General features: G+C 72.0%; 24 protein-coding genes. 10 read left to right on the top strand and 14 right to left on the bottom strand.

Features of this window, described 5'->3' with window-relative positions; translation table 11 throughout:
• Positions 1 to 149 precede the first annotated feature (149 nt).
• On the bottom strand, positions 150 to 1,445 hold the full coding sequence (gltA, locus tag AAC134_RS02040) for a citrate synthase (protein WP_339947367.1): 1,296 nt from the start codon (positions 1,443 to 1,445) through the stop codon (positions 150 to 152).
• 136 nt (positions 1,446 to 1,581) lie between these two features.
• Positions 1,582 to 3,012, bottom strand: a complete 1,431-nt coding sequence (gltX, locus tag AAC134_RS02035) for a glutamate--tRNA ligase (protein WP_339947366.1) — start codon at positions 3,010 to 3,012, stop codon at positions 1,582 to 1,584.
• Positions 3,013 to 3,107: 95 nt separating this feature from the next.
• On the opposite strand from gltX, the gene AAC134_RS02030 reads away from it, so the two are divergent.
• The 6 genes from AAC134_RS02030 to AAC134_RS02005 all read left to right on the top strand — a co-directional run bounded on the left by AAC134_RS02030 (position 3,108) and on the right by AAC134_RS02005 (position 9,635).
• Positions 3,108 to 5,351 (top strand): ComEC/Rec2 family competence protein, encoded by a 2,244-nt coding sequence (locus AAC134_RS02030; RefSeq protein WP_339947365.1) that lies wholly within the window; start codon positions 3,108 to 3,110, stop codon positions 5,349 to 5,351.
• 89 nt (positions 5,352 to 5,440) lie between these two features.
• The gene (locus AAC134_RS02025) at positions 5,441 to 6,316 is read left to right on the top strand and encodes a 3-hydroxybutyryl-CoA dehydrogenase (RefSeq protein WP_339947364.1); all 876 of its coding nucleotides are present in this window, start codon (positions 5,441 to 5,443) and stop codon (positions 6,314 to 6,316) included.
• Positions 6,317 to 6,622: 306 nt separating this feature from the next.
• Entirely contained in the window at positions 6,623 to 7,213 is a 591-nt protein-coding gene (locus tag AAC134_RS02020) for a YceI family protein (protein WP_339947363.1), read from the top strand.
• Between the two features lie 101 nt (positions 7,214 to 7,314).
• Positions 7,315 to 7,890 (top strand): cytochrome b, encoded by a 576-nt coding sequence (locus AAC134_RS02015; protein WP_339947362.1) that lies wholly within the window; start codon positions 7,315 to 7,317, stop codon positions 7,888 to 7,890.
• A 189-nt stretch (positions 7,891 to 8,079) separates the two neighbouring features.
• Complete coding sequence (locus tag AAC134_RS02010) at positions 8,080 to 8,706, top strand: YceI family protein (RefSeq protein ID WP_339947361.1); 627 nt, start codon at positions 8,080 to 8,082, stop codon at positions 8,704 to 8,706.
• A 332-nt stretch (positions 8,707 to 9,038) separates the two neighbouring features.
• A complete protein-coding gene (locus tag AAC134_RS02005) occupies positions 9,039 to 9,635 on the top strand; it encodes a YceI family protein (protein ID WP_339947360.1) in 597 nt (198 codons plus the stop codon).
• A gap of 452 nt (positions 9,636 to 10,087) precedes the next feature.
• Here AAC134_RS02005 and AAC134_RS02000 read toward each other — a convergent pair whose 3' ends face one another.
• The 3 genes from AAC134_RS02000 to AAC134_RS01990 form a co-directional block, all read right to left on the bottom strand.
• A complete protein-coding gene (locus tag AAC134_RS02000) occupies positions 10,088 to 10,354 on the bottom strand; it encodes a hypothetical protein (RefSeq protein WP_339947359.1) in 267 nt (88 codons plus the stop codon).
• A 169-nt stretch (positions 10,355 to 10,523) separates the two neighbouring features.
• Positions 10,524 to 11,384 carry a glycosyltransferase gene (locus tag AAC134_RS01995; protein ID WP_339947358.1) on the bottom strand — a complete coding sequence of 287 codons (861 nt, stop codon included), beginning with the start codon at positions 11,382 to 11,384 and terminating at the stop codon, positions 10,524 to 10,526.
• Positions 11,385 to 11,586: 202 nt separating this feature from the next.
• Positions 11,587 to 12,180, bottom strand: a complete 594-nt coding sequence (locus tag AAC134_RS01990) for a TlpA disulfide reductase family protein (RefSeq protein ID WP_339947357.1) — start codon at positions 12,178 to 12,180, stop codon at positions 11,587 to 11,589.
• 39 nt (positions 12,181 to 12,219) lie between these two features.
• Here AAC134_RS01990 and argH point away from each other — a divergent pair, with 39 nt between their 5' ends.
• The 3 genes from argH to AAC134_RS01975 all read left to right on the top strand — a co-directional run bounded on the left by argH (position 12,220) and on the right by AAC134_RS01975 (position 14,318).
• Positions 12,220 to 13,653 (top strand): argininosuccinate lyase, encoded by a 1,434-nt coding sequence (argH, locus tag AAC134_RS01985; RefSeq protein WP_339947356.1) that lies wholly within the window; start codon positions 12,220 to 12,222, stop codon positions 13,651 to 13,653.
• A gap of 157 nt (positions 13,654 to 13,810) precedes the next feature.
• Positions 13,811 to 13,969, top strand: a complete 159-nt coding sequence (locus AAC134_RS01980) for a hypothetical protein (RefSeq protein ID WP_339947355.1) — start codon at positions 13,811 to 13,813, stop codon at positions 13,967 to 13,969.
• 1 nt (position 13,970) lies between these two features.
• Positions 13,971 to 14,318: a DUF2834 domain-containing protein gene (locus AAC134_RS01975; RefSeq protein ID WP_339947354.1), complete on the top strand. Its 348-nt coding sequence runs from the start codon at positions 13,971 to 13,973 to the stop codon at positions 14,316 to 14,318.
• Positions 14,319 to 14,395: 77 nt separating this feature from the next.
• Here the strand turns inward: AAC134_RS01975 and pheS are convergent, their stop codons facing one another.
• Positions 14,396 to 15,505: a phenylalanine--tRNA ligase subunit alpha gene (gene pheS, locus AAC134_RS01970; RefSeq protein WP_339947353.1), complete on the bottom strand. Its 1,110-nt coding sequence runs from the start codon at positions 15,503 to 15,505 to the stop codon at positions 14,396 to 14,398.
• Between the two features lie 554 nt (positions 15,506 to 16,059).
• On the opposite strand from pheS, the gene AAC134_RS01965 reads away from it, so the two are divergent.
• Positions 16,060 to 17,205, top strand: coding sequence for a collagen-binding domain-containing protein (locus tag AAC134_RS01965; protein WP_339947352.1), 1,146 nt, complete (start codon positions 16,060 to 16,062; stop codon positions 17,203 to 17,205).
• 4 nt (positions 17,206 to 17,209) lie between these two features.
• Here the strand turns inward: AAC134_RS01965 and AAC134_RS01960 are convergent, their stop codons facing one another.
• The 8 genes from AAC134_RS01960 to AAC134_RS01925 all read right to left on the bottom strand — a co-directional run bounded on the left by AAC134_RS01960 (position 17,210) and on the right by AAC134_RS01925 (position 26,396).
• Positions 17,210 to 18,541, bottom strand: a complete 1,332-nt coding sequence (locus AAC134_RS01960; protein ID WP_339947351.1) for an MFS transporter — start codon at positions 18,539 to 18,541, stop codon at positions 17,210 to 17,212.
• A gap of 31 nt (positions 18,542 to 18,572) precedes the next feature.
• On the bottom strand, positions 18,573 to 19,097 hold the full coding sequence (locus AAC134_RS01955) for a hypothetical protein (RefSeq protein ID WP_339947350.1): 525 nt from the start codon (positions 19,095 to 19,097) through the stop codon (positions 18,573 to 18,575).
• Positions 19,098 to 19,278: 181 nt separating this feature from the next.
• Positions 19,279 to 20,493, bottom strand: coding sequence for a cyclopropane-fatty-acyl-phospholipid synthase family protein (locus AAC134_RS01950; protein ID WP_339947349.1), 1,215 nt, complete (start codon positions 20,491 to 20,493; stop codon positions 19,279 to 19,281).
• 43 nt (positions 20,494 to 20,536) lie between these two features.
• Positions 20,537 to 21,352 (bottom strand): DUF1365 domain-containing protein, encoded by an 816-nt coding sequence (locus AAC134_RS01945; protein WP_339947348.1) that lies wholly within the window; start codon positions 21,350 to 21,352, stop codon positions 20,537 to 20,539.
• Positions 21,349 to 22,680, bottom strand: coding sequence for an FAD-dependent oxidoreductase (locus AAC134_RS01940; protein ID WP_339947347.1), 1,332 nt, complete (start codon positions 22,678 to 22,680; stop codon positions 21,349 to 21,351). Before AAC134_RS01940 ends, AAC134_RS01945 begins: the two co-directional genes overlap by 4 nt.
• 57 nt (positions 22,681 to 22,737) lie before the next feature.
• Complete coding sequence (locus AAC134_RS01935) at positions 22,738 to 24,183, bottom strand: deoxyribodipyrimidine photo-lyase (RefSeq protein WP_339947346.1); 1,446 nt, start codon at positions 24,181 to 24,183, stop codon at positions 22,738 to 22,740.
• Between the two features lie 300 nt (positions 24,184 to 24,483).
• Positions 24,484 to 25,635, bottom strand: a complete 1,152-nt coding sequence (gene dapE / locus AAC134_RS01930) for a succinyl-diaminopimelate desuccinylase (protein ID WP_339947345.1) — start codon at positions 25,633 to 25,635, stop codon at positions 24,484 to 24,486.
• Positions 25,636 to 25,739: 104 nt separating this feature from the next.
• Entirely contained in the window at positions 25,740 to 26,396 is a 657-nt protein-coding gene (locus AAC134_RS01925; protein WP_339947344.1) for a hypothetical protein, read from the bottom strand.
• Between the last annotated feature and the right edge of the window lie 40 nt (positions 26,397 to 26,436).

The following is a 26,436-nucleotide window of genomic DNA, read 5'->3' as shown; positions in this document are numbered from 1 at the left end:
GGCCCCTGGCCACACCCACCTCCCCCCGCCACGCGCCGCGCGCGCGACCGCGAAACCGGCGCCGCGCCCGACGCGGCACCTCCGCCCACGAAAAAGGCCTCCCCGTGGGGGGAGGCCTTTCGATCGGGTCTCGGGCGGGAGCCGCCGGTTCAGCGGGTCTCGACGTCCGTGTAGTCGCGGAAGCCCGCGCCGGTGTAGAGCTGGCGGGGCCGGCCGATGCGCCCGCTCTCCTCCATCATCTCCTTCCACTGCGAGATCCAGCCGACCGTGCGCGACAGCGCGAAGATCGGCGTGAACATCGAGGTGGGGAAGCCCATCGCCTCGAGGATGATGCCCGAGTAGAAGTCGACGTTCGGGTAGAGCTTCTTCTCGACGAAGTACTCGTCCTCGAGCGCGATCTTCTCGAGCTCCTTGGCGACGGCCAGCGTCTCGTTGTTCTCGATCCCCAGCAGGCCCAGCACCTCGTCGGCGCTCTCCTTCATCACTTTCGCGCGAGGGTCGAAGTTCTTGTAGACGCGGTGCCCGAAGCCCATCAGGCGGAACGGATCGTCCTTGTCCTTGGCCTTCTTGATGTAGGTCGGGATCTGGTCGACCGTCCCGATCTCGCGCAGCATCTCCAGGCAGGCCTGGTTGGCGCCGCCGTGGGCGGGACCCCACAGGCAGGCGACGCCCGCGGCGATGCAGGCGAAGGGGTTGGCCCCCGAGGAGCCCGCCAGACGCACCGTCGAGGTCGAGGCGTTCTGCTCGTGATCGGCGTGCAGGGTGAAGATCCGGTCCATGGCCTTGGCCAGCACCGGCGACACCTCGTATTCCTCGGCCGGGACCGAGAAGCACATGTGCAGGAAGTTCTCGGCGTAGGTCAGGTCGTTGCGCGGATAGATCATCGGCTGACCCGCGGCGTACTTGAAGGCCCAGGCCACGATCGTCGGCAGCTTGGCGATCAGGCGGATGGTCGCCACTTCGCGCTGCCAGGGATCGTTGATGTCGGTCGAGTCGTGGTAGAAGGCCGACATAGCCCCGACCACGCCGCAGACCACCGCCATCGGGTGGGCGTCGCGGCGGAAGCCGGAGTAGAAGTTCTTCATCTGCTCATGAAGCATGGTGTGCTTCGTGACGCGGGTCTCGAAGTCCTCCATCTGCGCCTTGGTGGGCAGCTCTCCGTAGAGGAGGAGGTAGCAGACCTCGAGGTAGTGGGACTTCTCGGCCAGCTGGTCGATCGGGTAGCCGCGATACAGCAGCTCGCCCTTTTCGCCGTCGATGAAGGTGATCTTCGATTCGCAGGACCCGGTCGAGGTGTAGCCCGGGTCGAAGGTGAACACGTCGGCCTTCGCGTAGAGCTTGCCGATGTCGACCACGTCCGGCCCCAGGGTGCCCGAGTAGACGGGGAACTCGTAGGTCTGACCCTCGATGGTGAACGTGGCGTTCTTTCCGGTGTCCTTGGGCAAGATGCTCTCCCTTCGCTGGCGCGCGCTCGGCATTCGGCGCGGCGCTTGGGCCATCGGCGGAGCGGAGGGTTCCGCCCGTCGTCCAGTGCGGCGGGCCAAGGCGCGGCCCGCCCGTCGCTAACCGCCCCCGGATCTATCAGCCGGCGGCGGCATCCTCCAGTCGCGCGAGGCATTCATCGCGCCCAAGCGTCTCCATCACGTCGAAAACGCTCGGCGAAATGGCTCGTCCGGTGAGCGCGGCCCGCAACGGCTGAGCCACCTTTCCGAGCTTCAGGCCCTCTGTCTCGGCGAAATTCCTTGCCACGTCCTGAAGGACGTCGCTGTCCCAAGAGGTATTGTTCCGCAGATGCGAAGTCAATCGCGCGAGCATCGCGCGCGCGTCCTCCGAGAGGAGCTTGGCGGCCTTCTCATCGAACTCGAGCGGGCGTTCGGCGAATATGTAATAGGCGAGGTCGATCAGTTCGTTGATTGTCTTCGCCCGCTCCTTCAGACCGGGCATCGCCTCAAGAAACGCGGCCGCCTTTTCGGGACCGGGGCGCGACTTGTGCTGCGCTGCAATAAGCTCGTCGGCCGCCTGCGCCAGCCGGGAATCCGACGCCGCGCGGATGTGCATCCCGTTCAGGTGCTCCATCTTGGCGAAGTCGATGCGGGCCGCGGCCTTGTTGATCTGCGGCAGGTCGAACCAGGCGATGGCCTGCTCGGAGGTGAAGAACTCGTCGTCGCCATGCGCCCAGCCGAGCCGCGAAAGGTAGTTGCGCAGCGCCTCGGGCAGGTAGCCCATGTCGCGATAGGCCTCGATGCCCAGGGCGCCGTGGCGCTTGGAGAGCTTGGCGCCGTCCGGCCCGTGGATCAGCGGGATATGGGCGAAGACCGGAACCTCCCAGCCCAGGCCCTTGTAGATCAGCGCCTGGCGGGCGGCGTTGGTCAGGTGGTCGTCGCCGCGGATCACATGGGTGACGCCCATGTCGTGGTCGTCGACCACCACCGCCAGCATGTAGACGGGCGAGCCGTCGGAGCGCAGCAGGATCAGGTCGTCCATCTGGGACGCCTTCCAGGTGACCAGCCCCTGCACCGCGTCGTCGACGCTCACCTCGCCCTCGCGCGGGGATTTCAGGCGGATCACGTGGGGCTGATCGAGGTCGCCGTCGTCGCGGTCGCGCCAGGGCGAGACGAACAGCGGCGGCCGGCCCTCGGCCTTGGCGGCCTCGCGCGCGGCGTCGATCTCCTCCTTGGTGGACCAGCAGCGGTAGGCGGCGCCGGCCTCGAGCAGCTGCAGCGCGCAGTCGCGGTGGCGGTCGGCGCGCTCATACTGGCTGATCGGGTCGCCGTCCCAGTCTAGGCCGAGCCAGCGCAGGCCGTCGATGATCGCCTGGGTGGCCTCGGGGGTCGAGCGCTCGCGGTCGGTGTCCTCGATGCGCAACAGGAAGGTCCCGTCGCGGCCGCGGGCGTAGAGCCAGTTGAACAGCGCCGTGCGCGCGCCGCCGATGTGCAGGAAGCCCGTGGGCGACGGCGCAAAGCGCGTCACAACGGGGCGTGCGGTCTTGGAGCTGGTGGCGTCAGAGGTCATGGGCCTTCACAGGTCGGGAGGAATTCCGGGTCCGCCGTGGGGAGTCCCGCTGGCGCGCGGTGCGAATTCGGCTAAACTGCGGCGCTGTTATGGCAATGCCCGATGTCCCGCACAACCCGTCCCTCGCCCACGCGCGATGGCGACCCGCGTTCCGAACGCGGGCGGCGGAGCTGTGGGCCCGCCTGGCCGAGCGCGAGCGCCGGCGCGCGCCGCTGTGGGCGCCGGCCTTCCTGGGCCTGGGCATCTGGATCTATTTCTCCCTGCTGGCCGAGCCCGACGCCTGGGCGGTCGCCGCCTGCGTGGCGCTGCCGGCGGCCATCGCGCCGATCCTGATGATGGGGCGACGGATCCCCGGGACAACCGCGCTGCCGCCCGCGGGCGCGGCCGTGCTGGTCGCCGCGGCGCTGGTGGCGGCGGGATTCGCGGCGGCCTCGCTGCGCGCTCACTCGGCCGCGGCGCCGGTGCTGGCCGAGCGGATCGACGCCACCGTGCAGGGCCGGGTGTCCGAGATCACCCGCTCGCGCACCGACCGGCGGCGGGTCGAGCTGCGCGACGTGGTGATCTACGGCCTCTCGCCCGGCGAGACGCCCGAGCGGGTGCGGGTGACGCTGCTCGAGGGGGCCTTCGCGCGCAAGGTCTCGCTGGGCGAGCGGATCGACGTCTTCGCCCAGATCGGTCCGCCCGAGGGGCCGGTCGAGCCCGGCGGCTTCGATTTCCGCCGCCACGCCTGGTTCGAGTCGCTGGGCGGCATCGGCTTCGCCCGCGGCCCGCTGGTCGCGGCCCACCCCGACGTCGCAGAGGCCGCCGCCCCCGATCCCTGGAGCCTGGCGCAGGTCGCCCTGGCGGTGGAGCGATTCCGCGGCCGGCTGACCGACGGCATCCTCGCCGCCCTGCCGAACCGCGAGGGGGCCTTCGCGGCCGCCATCCTGACCGGCAGCCGCGAGGAGGTGCGCGGCGCCGACATGCAGGCGCTGCGCGATTCGAACCTGGCGCATCTGCTGGCGATCTCGGGCCTGCACATGGGGCTGCTGGCCGCGATCGCCTTCTGGACCGCGCGCTTCCTGCTGGCCTGCTGGCCGTGGCTGGCGCTGCGGGCGCCGACCAAGAAGGCCGCGGCCGGCGCGGCGCTGGCGGCGGCGGCGGGGTATCTGGCGGTCTCGGGCGCCTCGGTCGCCACCCAGCGGGCGTTTGTGATGGCGGCCGCGGCGCTGATCGCGATCATGGTCGACCGGCCCGCGATCAGCCTGCGGGCGCTGGCCGCCGCGGCGCTGGCGATCCTGCTGATCCGGCCCGAGAGCCTGATGGACGCGGGCTTCCAGATGTCCTTCGCCGCCACCGCCGCGCTGGTGGGCGCGTGGGAGCTGGCCCGCGACCGCCGCTGGCTGCGCCCCGCCCACCAGACCGGGCGCGGGCGCCGGCTGCTGTTGTGGGCGGGGGGGCTGTTGCTGACCTCGGTCGTGGCGGGGGCGGCGACGGCTCCCTTCGCGGCGGCGCATTTCAACCGCATGACCACCTGGGGCCTGCCCGCCAACCTGCTCGCGGCTCCGGTGATGGCCTTCTGGGTGGCGCCGATGGGGGCGCTGTCGGCGGCGCTGGCGCCGCTGGGCCTGCACCAGTGGCCGCTGACGGCGATGGGCTGGGGGGTGGGCGTGATCCTCGACATCGCGCATCTCTTCGCCGGGCTTCCCGCCGCGGTGCGCCCCGTCGCCAGCCCGCCGCCGATCGCGCTGCCGCTGCTGGCGCTGGGGGGGCTGTGGCTGGTGATCTGGACCTCGCGCCTGCGGTATCTGGGCCTGGGGGCGATGCTTGCCGCCGCGCTGATCTGGATCCCGGGGGGCGAGCGGCCGGCCCTGCTGGTCGCACCGCGCGCCGCCGCCCTGGGGGTGATGGGCGAGCAGGGCCGCGCCGTCGACCGCGCCCGCGGCGCCGGCTATGTCATCGACACCTGGCTGGCCAACGACGGCGACCCGGTCGGCCAGACCCTCGCCGCCGGCCGCCCCGGCATCGACCGCCAGCCCCGCCGCGCCGCCGCCAGCCTGGGCAACGGCTGGACGGTGGTGATGCTGGGGGGCCTCGTCGACGCCGACTGGCTGCGCGAGGAATGCGAGGCCCGCACCGTGGTCATCGCCTACGCCGCCCGCCCCGGCGACGCGCCGAAGGGGCCCTGCGTGACGCTCGACGGCGGCGTGCTGCGAGGCCTGGGCGCCGTCTCGATCGAGCCCGACGACGGCCTCGAGGGCGGCCCCGACGCCGGCGGCGTGCGCATCCGAGGCGCGCTCAGCGACGCCCGCCTGCGGCTGTGGGGCCAGGCGCGGCCGATGCGCGACGCGCTCGACTGACCCGGCGCGGGGCGGCCGCTCTTGCCGCTGCCCCCCACGGCGCATAGGGTGCGGCCTCGAAATCCAGGGGCAGCAAAGGCGTGCGCGGCATGGCGATCAAATCGGTCGGCGTCATCGGGGCAGGGCAGATGGGCAACGGCATCGCCCACGTGTTCGCGCTGGCGGGCTACGACGTCTTCCTCAACGACATCGACGAGGCGCGGATCGACAAGGCGCTGGGCCAGATCGAGAAGAACCTCGACCGCCAGATCGGCCGCGGCGCGATCTCGGAGGCCGAGAAGGCCGACGCGCTCGGCCGCATCGCCAAGACCACCGACCTGGTCCCCGTCGCCCAGGCCGACCTGGTGATCGAGGCCGCCACCGAGAACGAGAAGATCAAGAACCAGATCTTCGCCTCCCTCGCCCCCCATCTCGGCGAGCGCACGATCCTGACCTCGAACACCTCCTCGATCTCGATCACGCGCCTCGCCTCGCTGACCGACCGGCCCGAGCGGTTCATGGGCTTCCACTTCATGAACCCGGTCCCGGTGATGGAGCTGGTGGAGCTGATCCGCGGCATCGCCACCGACCAGGCGACGTTCGAGGAGCTCAAGGCCGTCGTCGCGAGCCTGGGCAAGACCGCCGCCAGCGCCGAGGATTTCCCCGCCTTCATCGTCAACCGCATCTTGCTGCCGATGATCAACGAGGCGGTCTACACCCTCTATGAGGGCGTCGGCACGGTCGAGAGCATCGACAAGGCCATGCGGCTCGGCGCCAACCACCCGATGGGCCCGCTGCAGCTGGCCGACTTCATCGGGCTCGACGTGTGCCTCGCGATCATGAACGTGCTCCACGACGGGCTGGCGGACACCAAGTACCGCCCCTGCCCGCTGCTGGTGAAATACGTCGAGGCCGGCTGGCTGGGCCGCAAGGCGGGCCGCGGCTTCTACGACTATCGCGGCGAGGCGCCGGTCCCCACCCGCTGAGGCCGCCTCGCCGGCAGGTGCGCAGATGCGAAGCCCCGGCGCCGCAGCGCCGCCCTTCGGGCGCTTCGTCTCCGGCGCACCGCGGGCCGGCTTTGCAGGGCCCTGCGCGCCCGCAGGGTTCGGCAAGGGCCGGGGCGCTGCGGCAACGCCAGGGGGCGGCATGTATCTTCAGCAGGCGGCCGCGCCCCGCACACGAAATCGTCAATGGGGATTCGGGAAACAATTGGTGCGGATCTGGGCGCCTTTTCTCCCAGCGGGGGCGATGCGAGATATGCCGCAACGCAACCTGAACCCGGAGACACGACCATGGGCCTCCCCCGCACCGCTCTCGCCCCCGCCCTCGGCCTGGCCGCCGGCCTGCTCGCCGCCCTGCCCGCCGCGGCCGAGCCCTACGCGATGGACCGCAGCCACGCCTCGGTGATCTTCTCGGTCGACCACATCGGCTTCTCGGTGATCCACGGCCGCTTCAACGACTTCTCGGCCGACATCGACTACGATCCCGAGAACCTGGCCGCCTCGACCGTCAGCTTCACCCTGCAGACCAGCTCGATCGACACCGGCTGGGAGGCCCGCGACACGCATATCAAGAGCGGCGACATGCTCGACGTCGAGGAATACCCCGAGATCACCTTCGTCTCGACCGGCGTCGAGATGATCTCGGACACCGAGGCCAAGGTCACCGGCGACGTCACCATCAAGGGCGTCACCAACGAGGAGACCTTCGACGTGACCCTCAACAAGACCGGCCCCTCGCCGCTTGACCCCGAGCAGACCGTGGTCGGCTTCACCATCGAGGGCGAGCTGGACCGCACCGCCTATGGCGTGGATTATTTCGCCCCGGCGGTCGCCGCGACCATGCCGGTGCGCATCGACCTCGAGGCGTCGCCCGCCAAGTGATCGGCGCCTGAGCCTCGGGCGGGCCCGCGCGGCCCGCCCGTTCCGACCCCGCCGCCCGGGCCCTGGGCGGCGGCCCCCCGGACCCGCAGAGGACCTCTTCGATGCCCCTTCGCAACGATATCCGCGCCTGGGGCTGGCCCGCGCGCCTGCTTCACTGGCTGAGCGCGGCGGTGATCCTGTTCCTGCTGGGCCTGGGCTTCTACATGACCCAGTGGGTCACCGACATGTACGCCCAGTTCGACCTGGTGCAGCTGCACAAGAGCTGGGGCTTCGTGGCCTTCGCCCTGGCCGGCGCCCGGCTGATCTGGCGCGCGACCCATCCCGCGCCGCCCCCCGTGCCCGGCACGCCGCGCTGGCAGCACATGGTCTCCGAGGGCGCGCACTGGGCGCTGTATGCGCTGATGATCGCGATGCCGATCTCGGGCTGGCTGATGGCCTCGGCCTCGTCGCTGCAGGACAGCTACGGGATCAAGAACATGGTCTTCGGCCTGTTCGCCCTGCCCGACCCGTTCCAGCCCGGCGACCGCGGCCTGGAAGAGGCGTTCGGCGCAATTCACTTCTACTGCGCCTGGGCGATGATCGCGATCCTGGCGGCCCATGTCGGCGCCGCGCTCCAGCACCATTTCCTCAAGCGCGACGACGTCCTGCGGCGGATGACCTGGCCGCGCCGGGGCTGAGCCGCCCCCGCTCCCGCCTCGCGCGCGGCTTGCGCCCCGCCGTCCCCCACCCCGCCGTCCCCCCGCCCCTCCTCGCCGTCCCCGGACCGCGCGGCCGATTGCCGGCCGACGCGATTCCGGACTGGACGCGGGGCGCGCGATTCACAAGGTTGACCTCCGTGCCGTCGTGCGGAGAGGGAGAATGCGCGCATGCCCCGCAAGAGCACCGTTCCCGGCCCCCGATGGAGCCGCACCGCCGGCCGGGCGCTTGTCCTGGCCGCGGCCCTGGGCATCGGCCTTGCATGGGCCTCGCCGGCCGCGGCCTATCGCTGGCAGATGGACCGCTCCCACAGCCAGGTGAAGTTCTCGGTCGACCACCTGGGCTACTCGCTGGTGCACGGCTGGTTCCGGGAGTTCGACGCCGAAATCGACCTCGACCCCGACGCGGTCGAGCAGGCCACGGTCAACTTCAGCATCCGCGCCGAGAGCGTGGACACCAACTGGGAAGGCCGCGACCGCTACCTGCGCGGTCCCGACTTCCTGGACGCCGAGGCGCACCCGGTGATCTCCTTCGTCTCGACGCAGGTGCGGCTGGTCTCGGCCGAGGCGGCCGACATCACCGGCGACCTGACCATCAACGGCATCACCCGGACCGAGACCCTGCGCGCCGCGCTGAACAAGTACGGCCCCTCGGCGCTCGCCGGCGGCGAGGTGGTGGCCGGCTTCACCATCATCGGCGAGATCGACCGAACCGCCTACGACGTCAGCTTCGCCGCCCCTCACGTGGGCAAGGACGTCGAGATCCGCGTGGATCTGGAGATCAGCCCCCGGCCCTGAGGGCGGGGATCGGGGGCGCGGCGGCGACCTCGCTCCTTTAGCTGTCCCGACGTCGCTCCCCGGGCTTGACCCGGCGAAAACCTGCGCCACTTCCAGTTGATACCGCGGCAAGACCCCGAGCCTTTCGCTCCGTCGCCCGCGCCTCTGCATCCCGAGGGCCGCCTGCGCGGCGCCGGCGATGAGCCTCACGGCTTCGTGATCGAGCGGTACGCGCCCACTCCTGCTCTGGCGGCACCAACGATCAGACCTCGGGCGACGGAGCGCGCGGTTCCCGCCGAGAGGCGGCGGCCCGACCGCTCCGAGGCCCGCCCCCCTGTGCAGGAGTCTCCACGATGCGCTCGATTCGCTCCGTCCTGTCCGCGGCCGTGATCGCCTGTCCCGCGGTGCTGGCCTCCGACCTGCCCGCCGCCGCCGAGACCTGGATCATGGACCGTGAGAAGACGGCCGTGACCTTCACGCTGGAGCATGTCGGCTTCTCGCTGGTCGAGGGCCGGTTCAAGGACTTCGAGGCGGCCATCGACTTCGATCCGGTGGCCCAGACCGCCTCGTCGGTCAGCTTCACCATCGCCGCCCGGTCGATCGACACCGACTGGGGCGCGCGCGACGACTTCATCCGCGGCGACGACATGCTCGACGTCGAGGCGTTCCCTCAGATCACCTTCGTCTCGAGCGGCGTTCAGGTGGTCTCGGACACCCGCGCCACCGTCACCGGCGACGTCACCATCAAGGGCGTCACGCGGCAGGAAACCTTCGACGTGGTGCTCAAGGGACTGATCCCCTCGGCCGACGACCCGGAGGTCACGCTGGCCGACTTCACCGTGACCGGCGAGGTCGACCGCTCGGACTACGGCGTCAGCGCCTTTGCGCCGGCGGTGGCGACCACCATGGCGCTGCGCGTGGATCTCTCGGCCCGATCCCCAGGCCGCTGAGCCCGCCTGGCGTCGCCCGCGCGTCCCGTCCCCGCGGGACGCGCGGGCTCCCGCTCTCCCCAGCCGGTCGGCGTCTCGCCGGTTCCGGGAGATCGACGCGAGCGCGAACCCGGCGCATTGGCCGGCGGGCTCCGCCGTTGGGGGGAAGGATCGACCGCACCGCCGGGGGCGCAAGCCTGGCCGCGCCGCGTGCCGGCGGGACGGTCGAGATCGGGGCGGGCCGGCGAACCCGCGCCAGGCGCGGGCCGCCGTCGCGCCCGCGCGGCCCGCGTCGGCGTCAGCCGCGCGCCTCGGCGGAGATCTCCGCCGCCTCGCAGGTCAGGCGCGGGGGCGGGGCCTGACGGGCCTCGGCCTGGACGGTTCCATCCTCGACCGACAGCCGCGGGCAAAACGACCCTCGCGCCATCAGCGCGCCCGCGCGCGCAAAAAGACCACCCAGCATCGCGGCCCCCTCAGGTGACGATCAGGGCGTGAATGCCCGAGGCGGTGGTCCCGGTGGCCTTCACCTGGCGCATCCCGCACAGGATCCAGCCGTGGTCGGGCGCCTCGACGTCGCGCTCGGCCCCGGCCTCGGACACGAAGCGGACCCGGCCGCCGACCTCGACATAGAGCGCGACCGCCACCTGCGGCAGGGGCGCGCCGTCGTTGGGCGTGACGGGAAGATAGTCGCGCGCCGGCCCGGAAAGGGCGAGGACGCGGTCGTCGAAGGGGTTCTGCATGGCGGACTCCCGGCGCCGGCCCGGGACGGGCCCGGGGAGGGGCGCAATCATGGCTCGGATCAGGAAGGCGCGCCCGCGAAGCCCCGCAGGGATCGGCAGGACGCGGCGACATCATGCAGGCGCCAGGGTTTAGATTTCGTTTAGATCGCGGCGGGAAACGCGCGGCCCCTCAGCGCCGCCCCCGCGACCACTCCGCCCCGTCGCGCCCGCGAAGGCGCACCGCCACCGAGACGGCGGTGTAGACAAGGTAGCTGAGCGGCGCGCTCGCCAGCAGGCGCAGGTGATCGGCGGGGCGCAATCGGCCCTTGCCCTCGTTCGCCTGCAGCCCGGGATAGAGGCGCCGCAGCTCCCGCAGGCCGGCGTCCTGGCGGCGGCGGACGCGGACCAGCGCCGCGAACCCCTCGACCATCGGCCAGTCGTAGCCGGCGCGAACCTCGATCCGCTCCTGCGGCGCGAAGCTCCAGCGCACGAAGGAATCGTCGGAGATGATGGCGGGGAAGGCGCCCCAGCGCGCCCGCCCGGCAGCGTTCACCGCGAACAGGCCCGCGCCGGGGGCCGAGCCGGGGCGCACGAACGGCAGCCGTGTCCACAGGTCGGCGTAGCGGCGGGTGATCCAGCTGCGCGCCCGCGCCACCCGCAACGCGCCGGTGACATAGACCGGATCGGGCCGGTCCAGCGCCCCGATCGCCCAGGCCAGCAGGTCGGGGTCCATGGTCACGTCGGCGTCGAGATAGGCCCGCGACCCGGCCTGCGTCGCCGCGTCGCCAAGGTTGAGGGCGTGGGTCTTGCCCCCCTCGGGGATGTCGAGCACCTCCAGCCGCCAGCCCAGCTCGGCAAAGCGGGGCGCGAGGGCGCGGGCGCGGGCGACCGTCGCGTCGCGGCAGTTGTTGGCGGCGACCACCACCTCCAGCGCGCCGGGGGTCAGGCCGCGCTGCGCCAGCACCGCGCAGAGGCAGCGGCCGATGTGGTCTTCCTCGTCGCTGGCGGGGATGATCACGCACAGCGCGGGCACGGCGGCCGGTTCGGTCATGGGCGTCCTGGCGGAAGGGCGGGCACAGGACTGCCTAGTCCCGGCGCGCGCGCCCGGCAAGCGCCGTGTCCGCGCGCGCGGGGGCGGCGGGGGGCAAGCGCCGTCTGGCGCGACCGCGCGACCAGACGTCCACAGCGCCGGCACGGCGGCCCGAGGTCCGCCGGACCCCGGGGCCGACCCGGGGTCTGACGCAGGCTCGCGGTCAGCCGCCGGCGGCGGTCATCTCGGCAAGACGCCGCAGCAGGGCCTCGGCCTCGGGCGCGTCCCACTCGGCGTCGCCCTGGACGCGGGCGATCTCGCGGCCCTGAGGATCGAGGATCAGGGTCGTGGGCAGGCCCAGGATGCCCACCTCGCGCGGCAGGGCGTTGCGCTCATCGGCGTAGGCCGACAGCTGATAGAGCATCTTTTCCTTGAGGAAATCCTTGGCCTTCGCCCGACCGCCCGACTGCACCGCCACCGTGACGACCTGTGCGCCCGACCCCTCGAGCGCGGCCTGCAGGTTGTTGAGCGACGGCATCTCCTTCAGGCACGGCGGACACCATGTGGCCCAGAGGTTCAGCACCGTGACCTTGCCCGCAAACTCCGCCACCGAGGCCGAGGCGCCGTTCTCGTTGACGAACTCCGCCTCGATTGGCTCGCCGGGCGTTTCGCGCAGCGAGAGCTTGGCCATCGCGCCGGTGCGCATCCCCTCGATCTCGGTCCGCTGCTCGGCCGAGAGCCCGTCTCCGGCGGCCGCGGGGTTTGCAAAGATCGCGGCGGCGCCTATGACGAGCGCAACGAGACCGGCGAGGCGCATGGTTCTCTCCCCCATGACACGCGAGGACGAGGTCCCCGGATGAGCGACGACAAACCGACCCCCACCCCGGGCGCCAACGCGATGTGGGGCGGGCGTTTCGCCTCTGGCCCCGACGCGATCATGGAGGCGATCAACGCCTCGATCGGCTTCGACCGGCGGCTGGCCGGGCAGGACGTCGCGGGATCGCGCGCCCATGCGGCCATGCTCGCCGCCCAAGGGATTATCACGGACGCCGACCGGGACCAGATCGACGCCGGGCTGCTCACGGTCTTGTCAGAGATCGAGGCGGGGACCTTCCAGTTCTCGACCGCGCTCGAAGACATCCACATGAACGTCGAGAACCGCCTGCGCGAGCTGATCGGCCCGGCGGCGGGGCGGCTGCACACCGCGCGCTCGCGCAACGACCAAGTGGCGCTCGACTTCCGGATGTGGGTGCGCGACCAGGCCGATGCGGCGATCGGGGGCCTGACCGCCCTGATCGAGGCGCTGGTCGGCCAGGCCGAGGCCGGGGCCGACCTGCCGATGCCCGGCTTCACCCATCTGCAGACCGCGCAGCCCGTCACCTGGGGCCACCACATGATGGCCTATGTGGAGATGTTCGCGCGCGACCGCTCCCGCTTCCAGGACGCCCGCGCGCGGATGAACGAATGTCCGCTGGGGGCCGCGGCGCTCGCCGGCACCGGCTTTCCGCTGGACCGTCACATGACCGCCGCGGCGCTGGGCTTCGACCGCCCGACGGCGAACTCGCTCGACACCGTGGCGGATCGGGACTTTGCGCTCGAGTTCCTGGCCGCCGCCTCGATCACCGGCACCCACCTCAGCCGCTTCGCCGAGGAGCTGGTGATCTGGTCCTCGGCCCAGTTCCGCTTCGTGCGCCTGTCGGACCGGTTCTCGACCGGCTCCTCGATCATGCCCCAGAAGCGCAACCCCGACGCGGCCGAGCTGGTGCGCGCCAAGGTCGGCCGCATCACGGGCGCGTTCGTGGGGCTGTCCACGGTGATGAAGGGCCTCGCCATGGCCTATTCCAAGGACATGCAGGAGGACAAGGAGCAGGCTTTCGACGCGGCCGACTCCCTGATGCTGGCGCTGGCGGCGATGGAGGGGATGGTGCGCGACATGCTCCCCCAGGCGCAGAACCTGCGGGCGGCGGCGGCCTCGGGCTTTTCGACGGCCACCGATCTCGCGGACTGGCTGGTGCGCGAGGCGGGGCTGCCGTTCCGCGACGCCCACCACGCGGTCGGCGCGCTGGTCAAGCTTGCCGAGGACAGCTCCCGCGATCTGCCCGACCTGACGCTGGACGAAATGCAGGCGGTGAACCCCGCGATCACCGCGGGCGTGTTCGACGTGCTGACGGTCGAGGCCTCGGTCGCCTCGCGCACCTCCTACGGCGGCACGGCCCCGGCCAACGTGCGGGCGCAGGCGGCGGCGTGGCGCGAGCGGCTCGGATCGGAAAACACAGCAGAAAAGGCGTGACCATCGCGTCGTGACAGGCGACAGTCGCGCGGGGCGGGGGCGTCACTGGGGAGTGATGGGGATGTGTGATCCTGATGCGCGGGCGTGCGCCCGCCCGAAGCCATCCGACTTGCGGGCGAGCGCCCGCGCAAGGCCATCCGGCCGCCGCGCCGCGGCCATGTCAGCGATGCTTGCGCTGGCGGTTCTGACCGCCACCACGGGCTGCGCGCGCAAGAACGATCCGGTTCCGCCGACCGATGCGACGCGCAGTCCCGCGCCTCAGCTGATCGCGCCGGGCGAGGTGACCCAGCCGATCCGCGATCTCGAGGACGACTGAGATGCGTCGCCTCGGGGTCCTGTGGCTGCTCCTGGCGCTGGCGGGAGCGGTGTTTCCACTGCTGCACTTCAAGAAATGGGCCGACGAGAACGGCTATTCGCTCGACGCGCTGTTCGAGGCCTGGACCGTCAACGCCGCGACCGAGGGCATGGTCTGGGACCTGGCCGTGGCGGCGGTGGCGCTGACGCTCGCCACCCTGGCGCATGTGGTCGCGCGCCGCGACTGGCCCAGCCTGGTCTGCCTGCCGATCACCTGGACGATCGGCGTCGGCGCCGGCCTGCCGCTGTTCCTGTGGTTCCTGACGCGCAAGCCGCGCCAGGCGATCAAGGCGCGGGACGAGAAGTGGTGAGGCCCGCCCGCCGCCTCCGCTGAACGCGCGAAGGCCGGCCCCGGGGGCCGGCCTTCGTCATCGCCCTGCCGGCAGGCTCAGGCGCTCAGCCCGCCGCGCATCGTCGGCACGTCCAGCGCCGAGAAGCCGTAGTGGCGCAGCCAGCGCAGGTCGCTGTCGAAGAAGGCGCGCAGGTCGGGGATGCCGTATTTCAGCATCGCGATCCGGTCGATCCCCATGCCGAAGGCGAAGCCCTGCCAGACCTCGGGGTCGATGCCGCCATAGGCCAGCACCTTGGGGTGCACCATGCCCGAGCCCAGAACCTCGAGCCAGCCGTCGCCCTCGCCGACCTTCAGCTGGCCGTCGACCCACGAGCAGCGGATGTCGACCTCGGCCGAGGGTTCGGTGAACGGGAAGTGCGAGGCGCGGAACCGGGTCTCGACGCCCTCGACCTCGAAGAAGGCGGCGAAGAACTCCTCGAGGCACCATTTCAGGTTGGCCATCGAGATGTCGCGGTCGACCGCCAGCCCCTCGACCTGGTGGAACATCGGCGTGTGGGTCTGGTCGAAGTCCGAGCGATAGACCCGCCCCGGCGCGATGATGCGCAGCGGCGCGCCCTGCGCCTGCATGGTGCGGATCTGCACCGGCGAGGTGTGGGTGCGCAGCACGTGGGGCGCGCGCGCGTCGCCCTCGCCGCGAGCCATGTAGAACGTGTCCATCTCGGCGCGCGCGGGGTGGTGGCCGGGGATGTTCAGCGCGTCGAAGTTGTACCAGTCGGTCTCGACCTGCGGCCCCTCGGCCACGCCGAAGCCCATGTCGGCGAAGATCGCGGCGACCTCCTCGGTGACCTGGGAGACGGGGTGGATCGAGCCACGGCGCGTAGGCCGCGGGGCCAGCGTCACGTCCAGCCACTCGGCGCGCAGACGCTCGGCGAGCGCGGAGTCGGCCAGCGAGGCGCGCCGGGCGGCCAGCGCCGAGTTCAGCTCGTCCTTCAGGGCGTTCAGCGCGGGGCCGGCGGTCTGGCGCTGCTCGGGCGTCATCTTCCCCAGCTCGCGCATCTTCAGGCTGACCTCGCCCTTCTTGCCCAGCGCGCCGACGCGCACCGTCTCGAGCGCGGACTCGTCCGCGGCCTCGGCGATGCGGGCGAACCATTGGGCGCGCAGCCCCTCGAGACCCGCCGCGTCGCCGTTTCCGTCCTGACCGTCCATGCCGTCCTCCGAACCGCGGCGCGCGCCTCGCGCCGGTGCGCGGAGGGCGGGCCGCTTCGCCTGGAATTCCGTGTCCGGGCGATAGCCAGCGCGGCGCGCGAAGGCAAGGGTCCCGACCGCGCGGCGCCGGCCTGCGCAACCGGGCGGCGCCGGCCGGCGCAACCGGGCGACGTCTCCCGAAGGCGTGACCGGGGGCGAATGAACGCCTGTTGATCCGATCCGCCGCTTCATGTAATGTTCATGTCATGGAGGAGCGACAATTGAGTCGGTCCTGCATCGCCGGGCGGGGAGCCCGGGAACGACACGACGTTACGGTATAATGGAAACTCGGCGCGGCTGGGGAGCTTAGCGCCGAATTCTTGGGGTCAAACATGTCAACCACCAACGCCCGCCTTTCGGCGGTCGGTGCGTATTGTGGGCTGTGCGCGTCTGCGCGGGCCCGCACGCCGTTCTCCGTATCCTTGAAGCGCCTCGGGGCTGCGCTTGCCGTCTCGGCAGCGATCGCCCTCTCGGGCGCAGCGTCGCCGGCTCGGGCTTCGGGCCTCGACGCCGCCATGCTGCTCAACGATTTCAACGTCATCGTGTTCGGGGACATGTCCTCGCGACAGCACGCGGACGGCCGCGGTTATATCGGCGGCAACCTGAACGCGTCGGGCAACGCCTCGTTCATGCTCAACGGCAAGACCGATCCGAACCCGTCCTCGTCGTTCGACGCGCTCTATGTCGGCGCCGCCGCGGCCAAGACGGGCGGCCCCGGCGGCAACGTCACCGGCACGGTGAAGGTCGAGCAGGCCGGGACCGCCCAGATCTGGGGCAACGTCGACGCCTTCCAGTTCAACAACGCGCAATCCGGCGGCCACATCTATGTCGGCGGCACGGTCGGCGCGTCCGGGCAGCAAAGCTCGGCCGGGAACGGCCAGACGGTCGTGACGGGCGGCAACGTCACCAACCTGACCATGAACAACGGCGGCACGGCCGACATCAACGGGAACGTCAGGAACTCGACGTTCAACAACGTCTCCGGCCGCGTCTCCGGGACCGGCAGCAACAACAACGTCAACAATGGCTCGATGCAGTTCGGCGCGACCCCGGCGGCGCCGGCCTTCTCGTTCCCCGACGCCGACCAGGTGAAGTCGCTGCTGACCGAGACCTCCGAGGATCTCGCCGCGCTCGCCCACGCGTCGGGCGCCGCCGGGCCGAGCCTTGCCTACAACGACGCGACCTTCACCGCCTCGGGCTCGGGCGTCACCTACTACAACATCACCACCGACGAGTTCTCGAGCTACACCGGGATCGGCTACCTGCTCGACCCCGACGCGACGCTGGTGATCAACGTGGACGGCTCGGCTAACTCGATCGCGAAGCTGAAGGCGAACCCGCTGGGGGTGTCGGACTTCTCGATCGCCTCGCGGATCATCTGGAACTTCAGGGACGTGGTCACGCTCGGGCTGGGGACGAAGCTGTTCGGCGTGGTGCTGGCGCCCGATGCGACGGTCACCCAGAGCGGCGGCTCCCACGAGGGGACCATCGTCGCGCAGACCCTGCACCTGACCGACGGCGAGGCGCACGCCTGGGGCTTCAAGGGCGACTTCCCCATCGACACGCCCTCGACCACGCCGGTCCCCCTGCCTGCGGCCGCTCCGCTGCTGGCCGCGGCGCTTGGCGGGCTGATGCTGCTGCGGCGGCGCCGGGCGGCCTGAGGGCTCAGCCCCTGCGGCCTCTCGCGGCCGCCTCCTCGATCCGGCGGCGCAGCTCGGCCTGCGCCGCCGCATCTATGGGAAACCGCCAGACCAGCGCCACCGCCAGCAGCTTCAGCGCCACCGGCGCCCCGGCATAGAGCAGCGCCAGAGTCGTCAGCGAGGACTCGGAGTTGACCTCGGCCGCCGCATCGAAGCCCACCAGGTCGAGCGTCAGGAACGCCACCCCGCCGGCCAGCGCCTGAGCGGCCTTGGTGGCCACCGACCAGACCGCGAAATAAGCGCCGGCGCGGCTCTCTCCGCCCTCGGCCGCGTCGGCGTCGACCACATCGGCCTGGATCGCCGGCGGCAACGCCAGGTCCGCGCCCAGCGCCACGCCCGACAGCACGCAGACCGCCGCGAAGGCCCAGAGGTCGCCGGGCCCCAGAAACGGCACGACCGCGAAGATCGCGCAGGCCCACAGCATCGCGCCGCCCCAGACCTTGTGCTTCGCGCGCCGCTCGGACAGGCGCGACCACAGCGGCATGCCCGCCACAGCGGCCAGGAAGTAGACCGCCAGCAGCGTGCCCGCATGCTCTGGCGCGGCCAGGCGGTGGGAGACGAAGAACAGGAACAGCGAGGCCGGCAGCGCGTTCGCCGCCCCGTTGGCCAGCCACGCCGCCAGCAGCCGCAGGAACGGACGGTTGCGCGCGGCCCGGCCCAGCGCCTCGCGCCAGGGCAGGCGGCGGGTCGAGAGGTCGGCGGGCTCGGGCGTCTTCCACAGCGCCCAGGCGAAGGCGGGCGGCAGCGTGACGGCCAGCAGGATCATGACGTTGCGCAGCCCCTCGGCGGGCCCGTCGGCGGCGGCGTAGGCGATGGCCGCGCCCAGCATCCCGGCCACGCCCGCCGCCTCGCGCCAGGAGGAGACGCGCACCCGCCCGGCGTAGTCGGGCGTCAGCTCGGCGCCCCAGGCCAGATAGGGGGTCAGCGCCAGCGTCCAGGCGAGCGTCAAGGCGGTCAGCCAGATGCCCGCGTGCAGGGCCGTGGGCCCCGCGGGCGGCAGCAGCAGCATCGCCGCGGCGACCAGGATCAGCGGCCCGGCCAGCGCCATCCACGGCCGCCGGCGCCCGAAGCGGGTCGCGATCCCCGCGGGCGTGCGATCCGACATCACGCCGACCACCGGGTCGCTGATCCCGTCCAGCAGGCGCGCGGCCAGCATGAACACGCCCAGCGCGCCGAGGTCCGCCCCCAGCGCCGCATAGGCCGGCAGCACATAGACATAGACAGGGAAATGCAGCGCCCCCAGGGGCGCCATCGGCGCGGCGTAGGCCGCAAGGATGCGGGCGGGCGGCCAGGTCATGCCCGCCCCCGCGCCGCGGCAGCCGCCCCGGTCAGCTCGGCTCGATCACCACCCGGTCCCAGGCGCGGCGGGCAAGCTCGCCCAGCAGGCCGACCACAACCGCGGCCAGCAGCGCGGGGATCAGCGCCGGCGAGGCGATCAGCGCCTCGCCCATCTCGAGGGCCTTCTTGACCAGGTGCATGATCAGCGCCTCGGGGGTGGCGAAATGGGTGAAGCCGTAGGCGGTCGCGACCGCCCGGCAGCCCGCCGTGACGCAGAACAGCAGTCCCGCGGCCAGAACCGAGCCCAGCGCCGCCCGGACCGTGACCCCAAGGCCGCGTCCAAGACTCGTCCCCAGGCCCTTCCAGCAGGCGATCGCCGCGCACAGGGCGGCGGCCCCATAGACCTCGACCGGATCGTGGATCTCGGCCAGCGGCCGCAGGTGGAAATGCAGCGTCGCCACGCCAAGCGCCGCGATGGCGAACAGGAGGGAGGTGACGATGCGGGCGGTCGCATAGCGGTCCCGCGCGACCAAAGCCCCGCCGCCGGCCGAAGCCGGTCCGTTCATTCTGCTCACGCGCTCGACTCCGGAGCTGCAGGTTACGCATCTACGCGACCAGCATGACGATGCATCCGACGCTCCGCAAGGTTCACCCCCGTCTCATCGTCATGAACCCCGGGTTCACGACGTCGCGGAGGCGCATCGGGCCCGCGGCCCGGGATCGGACGCCGCCCCCCGGATCGCGCCCCGGACCGCCTCAGGCGGGCCGGCGCAGGGTCACCTGGGTGACGTCCGTGGTGCCGGCCTTGAAGCAGGCCGCGCAGGAGGCGAGGTAGAAGTTCCACATCCGCCGGAACCGCTCGTCGAAGCCCATCGGCGCGATCTCCTGCCAGGCGTCCTCGAAGCGGTCGCGCCAGCGGCGCAGGGTTTCGGAGTAGCTGTCCCCGAACTCGATCGAGCCGGCAATCTCGAGCCCCGCGCGGCGCGTCTGTTCGGCCAGGGCCGAGGGGCTGGGCAACATGCCGCCGGGGAAGATGTACTTCTGCACGAAGTCCACGCCCTTGCGGTAGCCGTCGAACAGCCGGTCGTGGATGGTGATGATCTGCAGCGAGGCGCGCGCGTCGGGCTTCAGCCGGTCGTGCAACGCTCCGAAATAGACCGGCCAGAACTTCTCGCCCACCGCCTCGAACATCTCGATCGAGGCGACGCCGTCGTAGGTTCCGGTCTCGTCGCGATAGTCGCGGATCACCACCTCGACCCGATCGGCGAGGCCGGCCTCGAAGATCCTCTGGCGCGCGAAGTCGTGCTGCGCCTGGGAGATGGTCAGCGCGGTGACCCGCAGCCCCCGCTCGCCGGCCGCATATTCCGCGAACCCGCCCCAGCCGCAGCCGATCTCGAGCACATGGCCCCCCTCGGGCGCGTCGATGGCGTCGCAGATGGCGGCGTACTTGTTGCGCTGCGCGGCCTCCAGGCTCTCCTGCGTGCCCGAGAACAGGGCCGAGGAGTAGGTCATGCTCCCGTCCAGCCAGCGGGAGTAGAACGGGTTGCCCAGGTCGTAATGCGCCGCGATGTTGCGCTTCGATCCGGTCCTGGTGTTGCGGTTCATCCAGTGGCGCACGCGCTCGACCATCCGCACCAGGCCAGCCCCGGCGAAGGGGCGGGCGATGGTCTCGTTGTTGATCAGGGCGACGTCCAGCACCGCCTGCAGGTCGGGACTGTCCCAGGCGCCGTCCATGTAGGCCTCTGCAAAGCCCATCTCTCCCTCGCGGATCAGCCGAGCGAAGACGGCCGGATCGCGCACCAGCACGATGCCGTCGGGGCCCGGACGCTCGCCCCTCGCCAGGAACGTGCGGCCGTCGGGCAGAACGAAGGTCATGCTGCCGGTCTCGATCCGTCCCACGACGTCGAAGACCGAGGCGAACCAGCGGGGCAGGCCCTGCTGCCCCCGGGTGGAACTGAGCTGTTCGGTCATGCGGCGGCCTCCCTCTGATCATCCGTGCCCCTCACGTCAAAAGCTAACGAGCCATCGGCGGCTCGGCCAGCGCTTCCGTCGTCGGAGCGGCCCCGCAATCGCCTTTCGGGCCGCGATACCGCCGAAAAGGCGCGCCCTTCAGCCACAGGCGCAGCGCCTGCCAGTGAATCGCGGCCATCACCTGCGCGGGCAGCAGCGGCGCGCGCAGCGCGAGACGCGCAAGCGTCGCGTCGCTCAGCGCCCGGCGCTCGCCGTTCTGCGTGGCGATCAGCAGGTCGCCCTGCGCGTCGCCCTGCTTGATGCGGATCGCCAGCCGCTCCCCCGCCGGGGCGAGGTGAAACCGATAGGTCTGGTCCATGCCGATGAAGGGCGAGACGAACATCTCCTTGGCCTGCGAGTGGCGGCGCGGGCCCTCGCCCTCGGCGGCCAGCACGTAGGGCACCTGGTCGCCGAATGTGTTCTTCACCTCGTAGATCACGCTCTCGAGCCGCCCTTCGGCGTCCTCGCAGAAGTAGACCGACAGCGGATTGAACACCCAGCCCAGAAAGCGCGGCATCGCCAGAAGGCGGATGCGGGCGGGGCGGGGGCGGTCGGCCTCGGCCAGCCGCGCCTCGACCCAGGGGCGCAGCGGAGAGCCGTCGCGCGGGCCGTGGTCGGCGTCGTGATGCGACAACAGGTTGAACCGGTTCGTCGAGAACAGGCGCAGCGCGCGGCCGGTCTGGGCCAGCCGGTCCACGTCGAGCAGCAGCGTCCACAGACCGTAGCGGAATCGGTGCGCCTTCGGGCGCAGGCGCATGTGCATCACATGGCCCTCGTAGGCGCAGCCCTGATCGGGCGCGAGAGGGGCGCTCCGGCTCATTCCGCCGCCGTGGCCGCAAAGCGCTCGACGATCGGGGCGCCGGTCTCGCGCGCCCAGGCGGGGCGGGCGCCCAGCGCCATCGCGGCGCGCAGGCCGGCGCGCAGCCCGTCCTCGTGAAAGCCCCAGCCCAGCCAGGCGCCGGCGTGCCAGACGCCGCCGCGGCCCTGGATCGACTCGATGCCCGACTGCGCCTCGAACGCCGCCCCGTCGTAGAGGGGATGGGCGTAGGAGAATTCGCCATGCACCAGCGCGGGATCCGGCGCCTGGCCGGGGTTCAGCGAGACGAACAGCGGCGCCTGCGCCGGCAGCCCCTGCAAGCGGTTCATCCAGTAGGAGACGTCGGCCGGCCGCTCGGCGTCCGCCGCCGCGCCCTGGCTGAGGAAGTTCCACGACGACCACACCTTGCGCCTGCGCGGCATCAGCGCGGGATCCGAGTGCAGGACCGCCCGGTTGTCGGCATAGCGGATCGCGCCCAGCAGCGACCGCTCCTGCGCGTCGGCGTCATGCAGCATCCCCAGCGAGACGTCGGCGTGGGTCGCGAGGATCACCTGGTCGAACCGCCCCTCGGAGCCGTCGGAGAAGCGGATGCGCACGCCCTCGGGGCCGCGGGTCACGGCCTGCGCCCCCACCCCCAGCGAGGCGCGCGGACCCAGCGCCTGCACCAGCCGCCGCACATACTCGCGCGAGCCGCCCTCGACCGTGCGCCAGCGCTGCGCGGGGTCGAGGCCGGTCATCAGGTCGTGGTTGCGGAAGAAGGCCACGAAGCTCGAGGCCGGAAAGTCCAGCATCCGCGCCGTCGAGGTCGACCAGATCGCGCCTCCCATCGGCAGCACGAAGCGGTCGCGGAAGGCGGTCGAGTAGCCGCGCGCCGCCAGCCAGTCGCCCAGCGAAACGCCCTCCAGCGCGCCGCCCTCCAGCTCCTCGGCGGCCGAGCGGTTGAAGCGCAGGATCTCGACCAGCATCCGGATGTGGCGCGGGTTGGCGCAGTTCGAGAGCTGGGCGAACAGCCGGGCAAGGTCGTCGCAGGCGTATTCGTAGGCCCCGCCCTTCAGCGAGAAGCCGAAGCTCATGTCGGACCACTTGGTCGGCACGTCCAGATGCTCGAACAGCGCCGTCAGGTTGGGATAGTTGCGCCGGTTGTAGACGATGAAGCCGGTGTCGACGGCGATGGGATCGGTCAGGCCGAAGCGCTCGCCGGGGACCTCGACCGTGTTGGCGTGGCCGCCGAAGCGCGCGTCCCGTTCGAACAGGTGGACGTCGTGGCGCTCCGCGAGGGCGAGCGCCGCGCCCAGGCCCGAGATGCCGGCGCCGATGACCGCGATCTTCATTCGTATCTCCGTCTCGCCGGCCGGAGCCGGGCTGATGCAGGGGCGCGGGTCGGGCCGTCAGGCCGCGTCGCGCCGGGTCTTCCAGTCCTGGTAGGCGTCCAGCGCCTTCTGCCGCCCCTCCTTCAGGCCGACGATCGGCGCTTTGGGGTAGGGATCCTTCGGGCTCAGGCCCCAGGCGCGCGGGGCGGCCTCGAAGAAGGCGAGCGCGTCGGGATGGGGCGCGTCGCGACCCTCGGCGATGTAGCGGTCGCGATAGGCGGCGTCGGGGTCGAACTTCTCGGCCTGGGTCTGCGGGTTGAAGACCCGGAAGTAGGGCGTCGCGTCGGGGCCCGAACCCGCCACCCACTGCCAGCCCAGCGCGTTCGAGGCCGGATCCCAGTCCACCAGCGTGTCGCGGAACCACGCCTCGCCGACCTTCCAGTGCACCAGCAGGTGCTTGGTCAGGTAGCTCGCCGCGATCATCCGGAATCGGTTGTGCATGCGCCCGGTGACGAACAGCTCGCGCATCGCGGCGTCTACCGCCTCGATCCCGGTGCGCCCGCGCCGCCAGGCCTCGGCGTCCGCGCAGTCCCCGCGCCAGGGGAAGGCGTCCCACTCGGGCCGCCAGTTGCGGTCGCTCATCTGCGGGGCGTGGTGGAGGAGGTGATAGGCGAACTCCCGCCACACCACTTCCTGCAGGAATTTCTGCGCGGGTTTCGCGACCGCGCCCTGGCGATGCGGCTGGGCGGCGGTCCAGATCTGGCGGGGCGAGATCTCGCCCGTCGCCAGATGGTGCGAGAGGCCGGAGGTCGCCTCGCGGTCCGGCCGGTCGCGCTCGTCGGGGTAGGCGCGCAGGTCCTCCTCGAGGAACTCGGCCAGCCGCTGCCGGGCGGCGCGCTCGCCGATCGCGACGCGCTCGGCCAGCACCGCGGCGCCGCGGCGCATGTCGGCGGCCATGTCCCAGGACTCGAGCGTGTCGGAGGCGGGCCAGCTCTCGGGCGAGGGCCAGCGCGAGGGCGCCTCGATCGGCTGGTGCACCACCCGGTCGGCCACGGCGCGCCAGTAGGGGGTGTAGACCTTGTAGGGGCCGCCCTGCCCGGTCTCGACGGTCCAGGGCTCATGCAGCAGGGCGCCGTTGAAGCTCTGCGCCTCGATGCCGTCGGATTTCAGGGCCGCCTTGACCGCCTCGTCGCGCGCCCGCGCCTCGGGGTCGTAGAGGCGGTTCCACAGCACCGCGCCGGCGCCGGTCTGCGCGACCAGCTTGCGCAGCACCTCCAGCGCCTCGCCCCGGCGCAGGATCAGGCGGGCGCCCATCGCCTCGAGATCGGCGGCGAGCGAGCCGAGCGAGCCCTGCATCCGCCAGCGGTGCGCCGCGCCGGTCGCCTCGGCCACCGGGTCGAGGATCCACACCGCGATCACCGGCCCGCCGCGCGCGATGGCGGCATGCAGCGCGGGGTTGTCGGCCAGCCGCAGGTCGCGGCGCAGCCAGAGCAGGGCGGGGGATATGTCTTTCGCGGCTTGCATGTCGGGAACAGTTACGCGCGCCGCGCGGATCGGGTTCACTTTTCAGCCGGTTTCCCGGGAAACCTATCGTGAGCCCTCAACGCTGGCCGCGGTCCGGCTTCGCGCTATGACCGGCGGAGGAACAGCGCGCCCGGCTCCGCAACCGCGGCGGCGGAGGGAGCCGCGCGTCGGGCCTTGCACGGGGCCCGGCGTCGCGCCCGCGCGGCGCGGCAGGCCTGGCGTCGGGGCGCCCAGCGCGCGCGGAGCGCGGGAACGCGCGCCTGCCGGCGGCGTTGCGGGCCGGCTTGCGGGCCTGGCGCGTCAGGCGAAGTAGTCGCGGATGATCCGGGCGTAGACGGCCTTCAGCCGCTCGATCTCGGCCACGGGGGCGCATTCGTCGGTCTGGTGCATGGTCAGGCCGGTCAGCCCGAACTCGGCCACCGGGCAATGCGCCTTCACGAAGCGCGCGTCCGAGGTGCCGCCGGAGGTCGACAACTCGGGCGTCTTCCCGGTCTCGGCCTGGATGGCGCCCGAGATCAGGTCCGAGAGCTCGCCCGGAGGGGTCAGGAAGCTTTCGCCCGTCAGGCGGGTGGCGACCGAGATCTTCACCCCCCCGGCGGCGGCCTCTGCCTCGGCGGCCTCGCGCTCCAGCCAGCGGGTCAGCGAGGCGCCCGAGTGCAGGTCGTTGAAGCGGATGTTGACCACGGCGCGCGCCTCGCCGGGGATCACGTTGGCGGCGGGGTTGCCGGTCTCGATCGCCACCAGCGCCAGCGTGGTGGGCTGAAAGTGCTCGGAGCCCTGGTCGAGCTCATGGGCGGCGAGCTTCGCGGCCAGCGAGGCGAGCGGGGGCAGCGGGTTCAGCGCCTTGTGGGGGTAGGCGCTGTGGCCCTGGCGGCCGGCGGCGGTGATCGTGGCGGTGATCGCGCCGCGGCGGCCGATCTTGACCATGTCGCCGAAGCTCTCGCGGCTGGTCGGCTCGCCGACGAGGCAATGGTCGACCTTCTCGCCCTGGCGCTCCATCCACTCCAGGATCGCCACGGTGCCGTCGGTCGAGGGGCCTTCCTCGTCCCCGGTGATCATCAGTGCCAGCGAGCCGCGCACCCCCTGGCGGGCGGCGTCCACCGCCGCCGCGGCGAAGGCCGCGACGCCCGATTTCATGTCGCAGGCGCCCCGGCCCCAGACCATGCCCTCGGCGATCTCGCCCGAGAACGGCGGCCGCGCCCAGCGGGCGGGATCGCCGGTGGGCACCACGTCGGTGTGGCCGTTGAAGCCCAGGCACGGCCCCTGCTCGCCAAAGCGGGCATAGAGGTTGGGGGTGCCGTTGCGGTCGATCCGGGTGCAGCGGAAGCCGGCCGAGGACAGCAGCACCTCGAGCAACGCCAGCGCGCCGCCCTCCTCGGGCGTGACCGAGGGGCACTTGACCAGCGCCGAGGTCAGGGCGACGGGATCGACGGGGGCGGCGGGGTCGGACATCGAGGGCTCCTGCGGAAGATCCCGGCCAAGGGAGCGCAGCGCCGCGGGATTGGCAAGGGTCGCGCCGGGGTTCCGGTCGGCCCCGACGGCCTCGCGCGGAGCGGTCAGACCGAGCCCGACATCTCCAGCGGGCGGCGGGACTCGATCAGCCGGGCCATGGCCGAGGCGGCGCTCGCCTGCCCGGTGTCGAGCGCATATCCCAGCGTCATCGAGACATGGGCGAAGGCCACCCGGTCCCAGATGGCGATGCGCGTCATCGCCACCCCGCAGGCGAGCGGGGCGAGGTCCTTGAGGAAGTCGTAGAAGGCCCGCTGCCGCCAGCGCGCGGCGCCCGGGCCCGCGAGCTGACCCGGAGGGGCGGAGGGGCCGAACTGCCGCTCGGCGCTCGGGGTCGTCCAGCGGCCGCCGGAGCTGCCAGCCTTCAGCGCCTCGGCCTCGCCGCTCTCGCAGAAGTCGCGGTACTTGCGCCGCGGGAAGCGGGGGAGGGCGCCGTAGATGGGCGCCTCGAGCGTCACGGCGCGCCAGCGGTTGAAGTGCAGCGCCTCGTCCAGTTCCACCGCGGTCGAGGCCAGCGCCAGGTCCCAGGGGCCCAGCCGCTCGCCCGGCGGCTCGTCCAGCAGCCCGCCCAGCGCACGATAGACCGCGGCCACCTGATCGGCCAGGCCGGCGCGGACGAAATCGGCCGGGCGGGGCAAGGGGGGCGGCGCGCCCGCCAATCGCGCGCCGAGCAGCGTCTTGAGCATGTCTTCCCGGGCGCCCATGCGCGTCTCCCTCCGATGCGGGAGGGCCGATGCGACCCTA

The organism is uncultured Albimonas sp., from assembly GCF_963977235.1.
Lineage (GTDB): Bacteria > Pseudomonadota > Alphaproteobacteria > Rhodobacterales > Rhodobacteraceae > Albimonas.
This window is presented reverse-complemented; position numbering and strand designations above follow the sequence as displayed.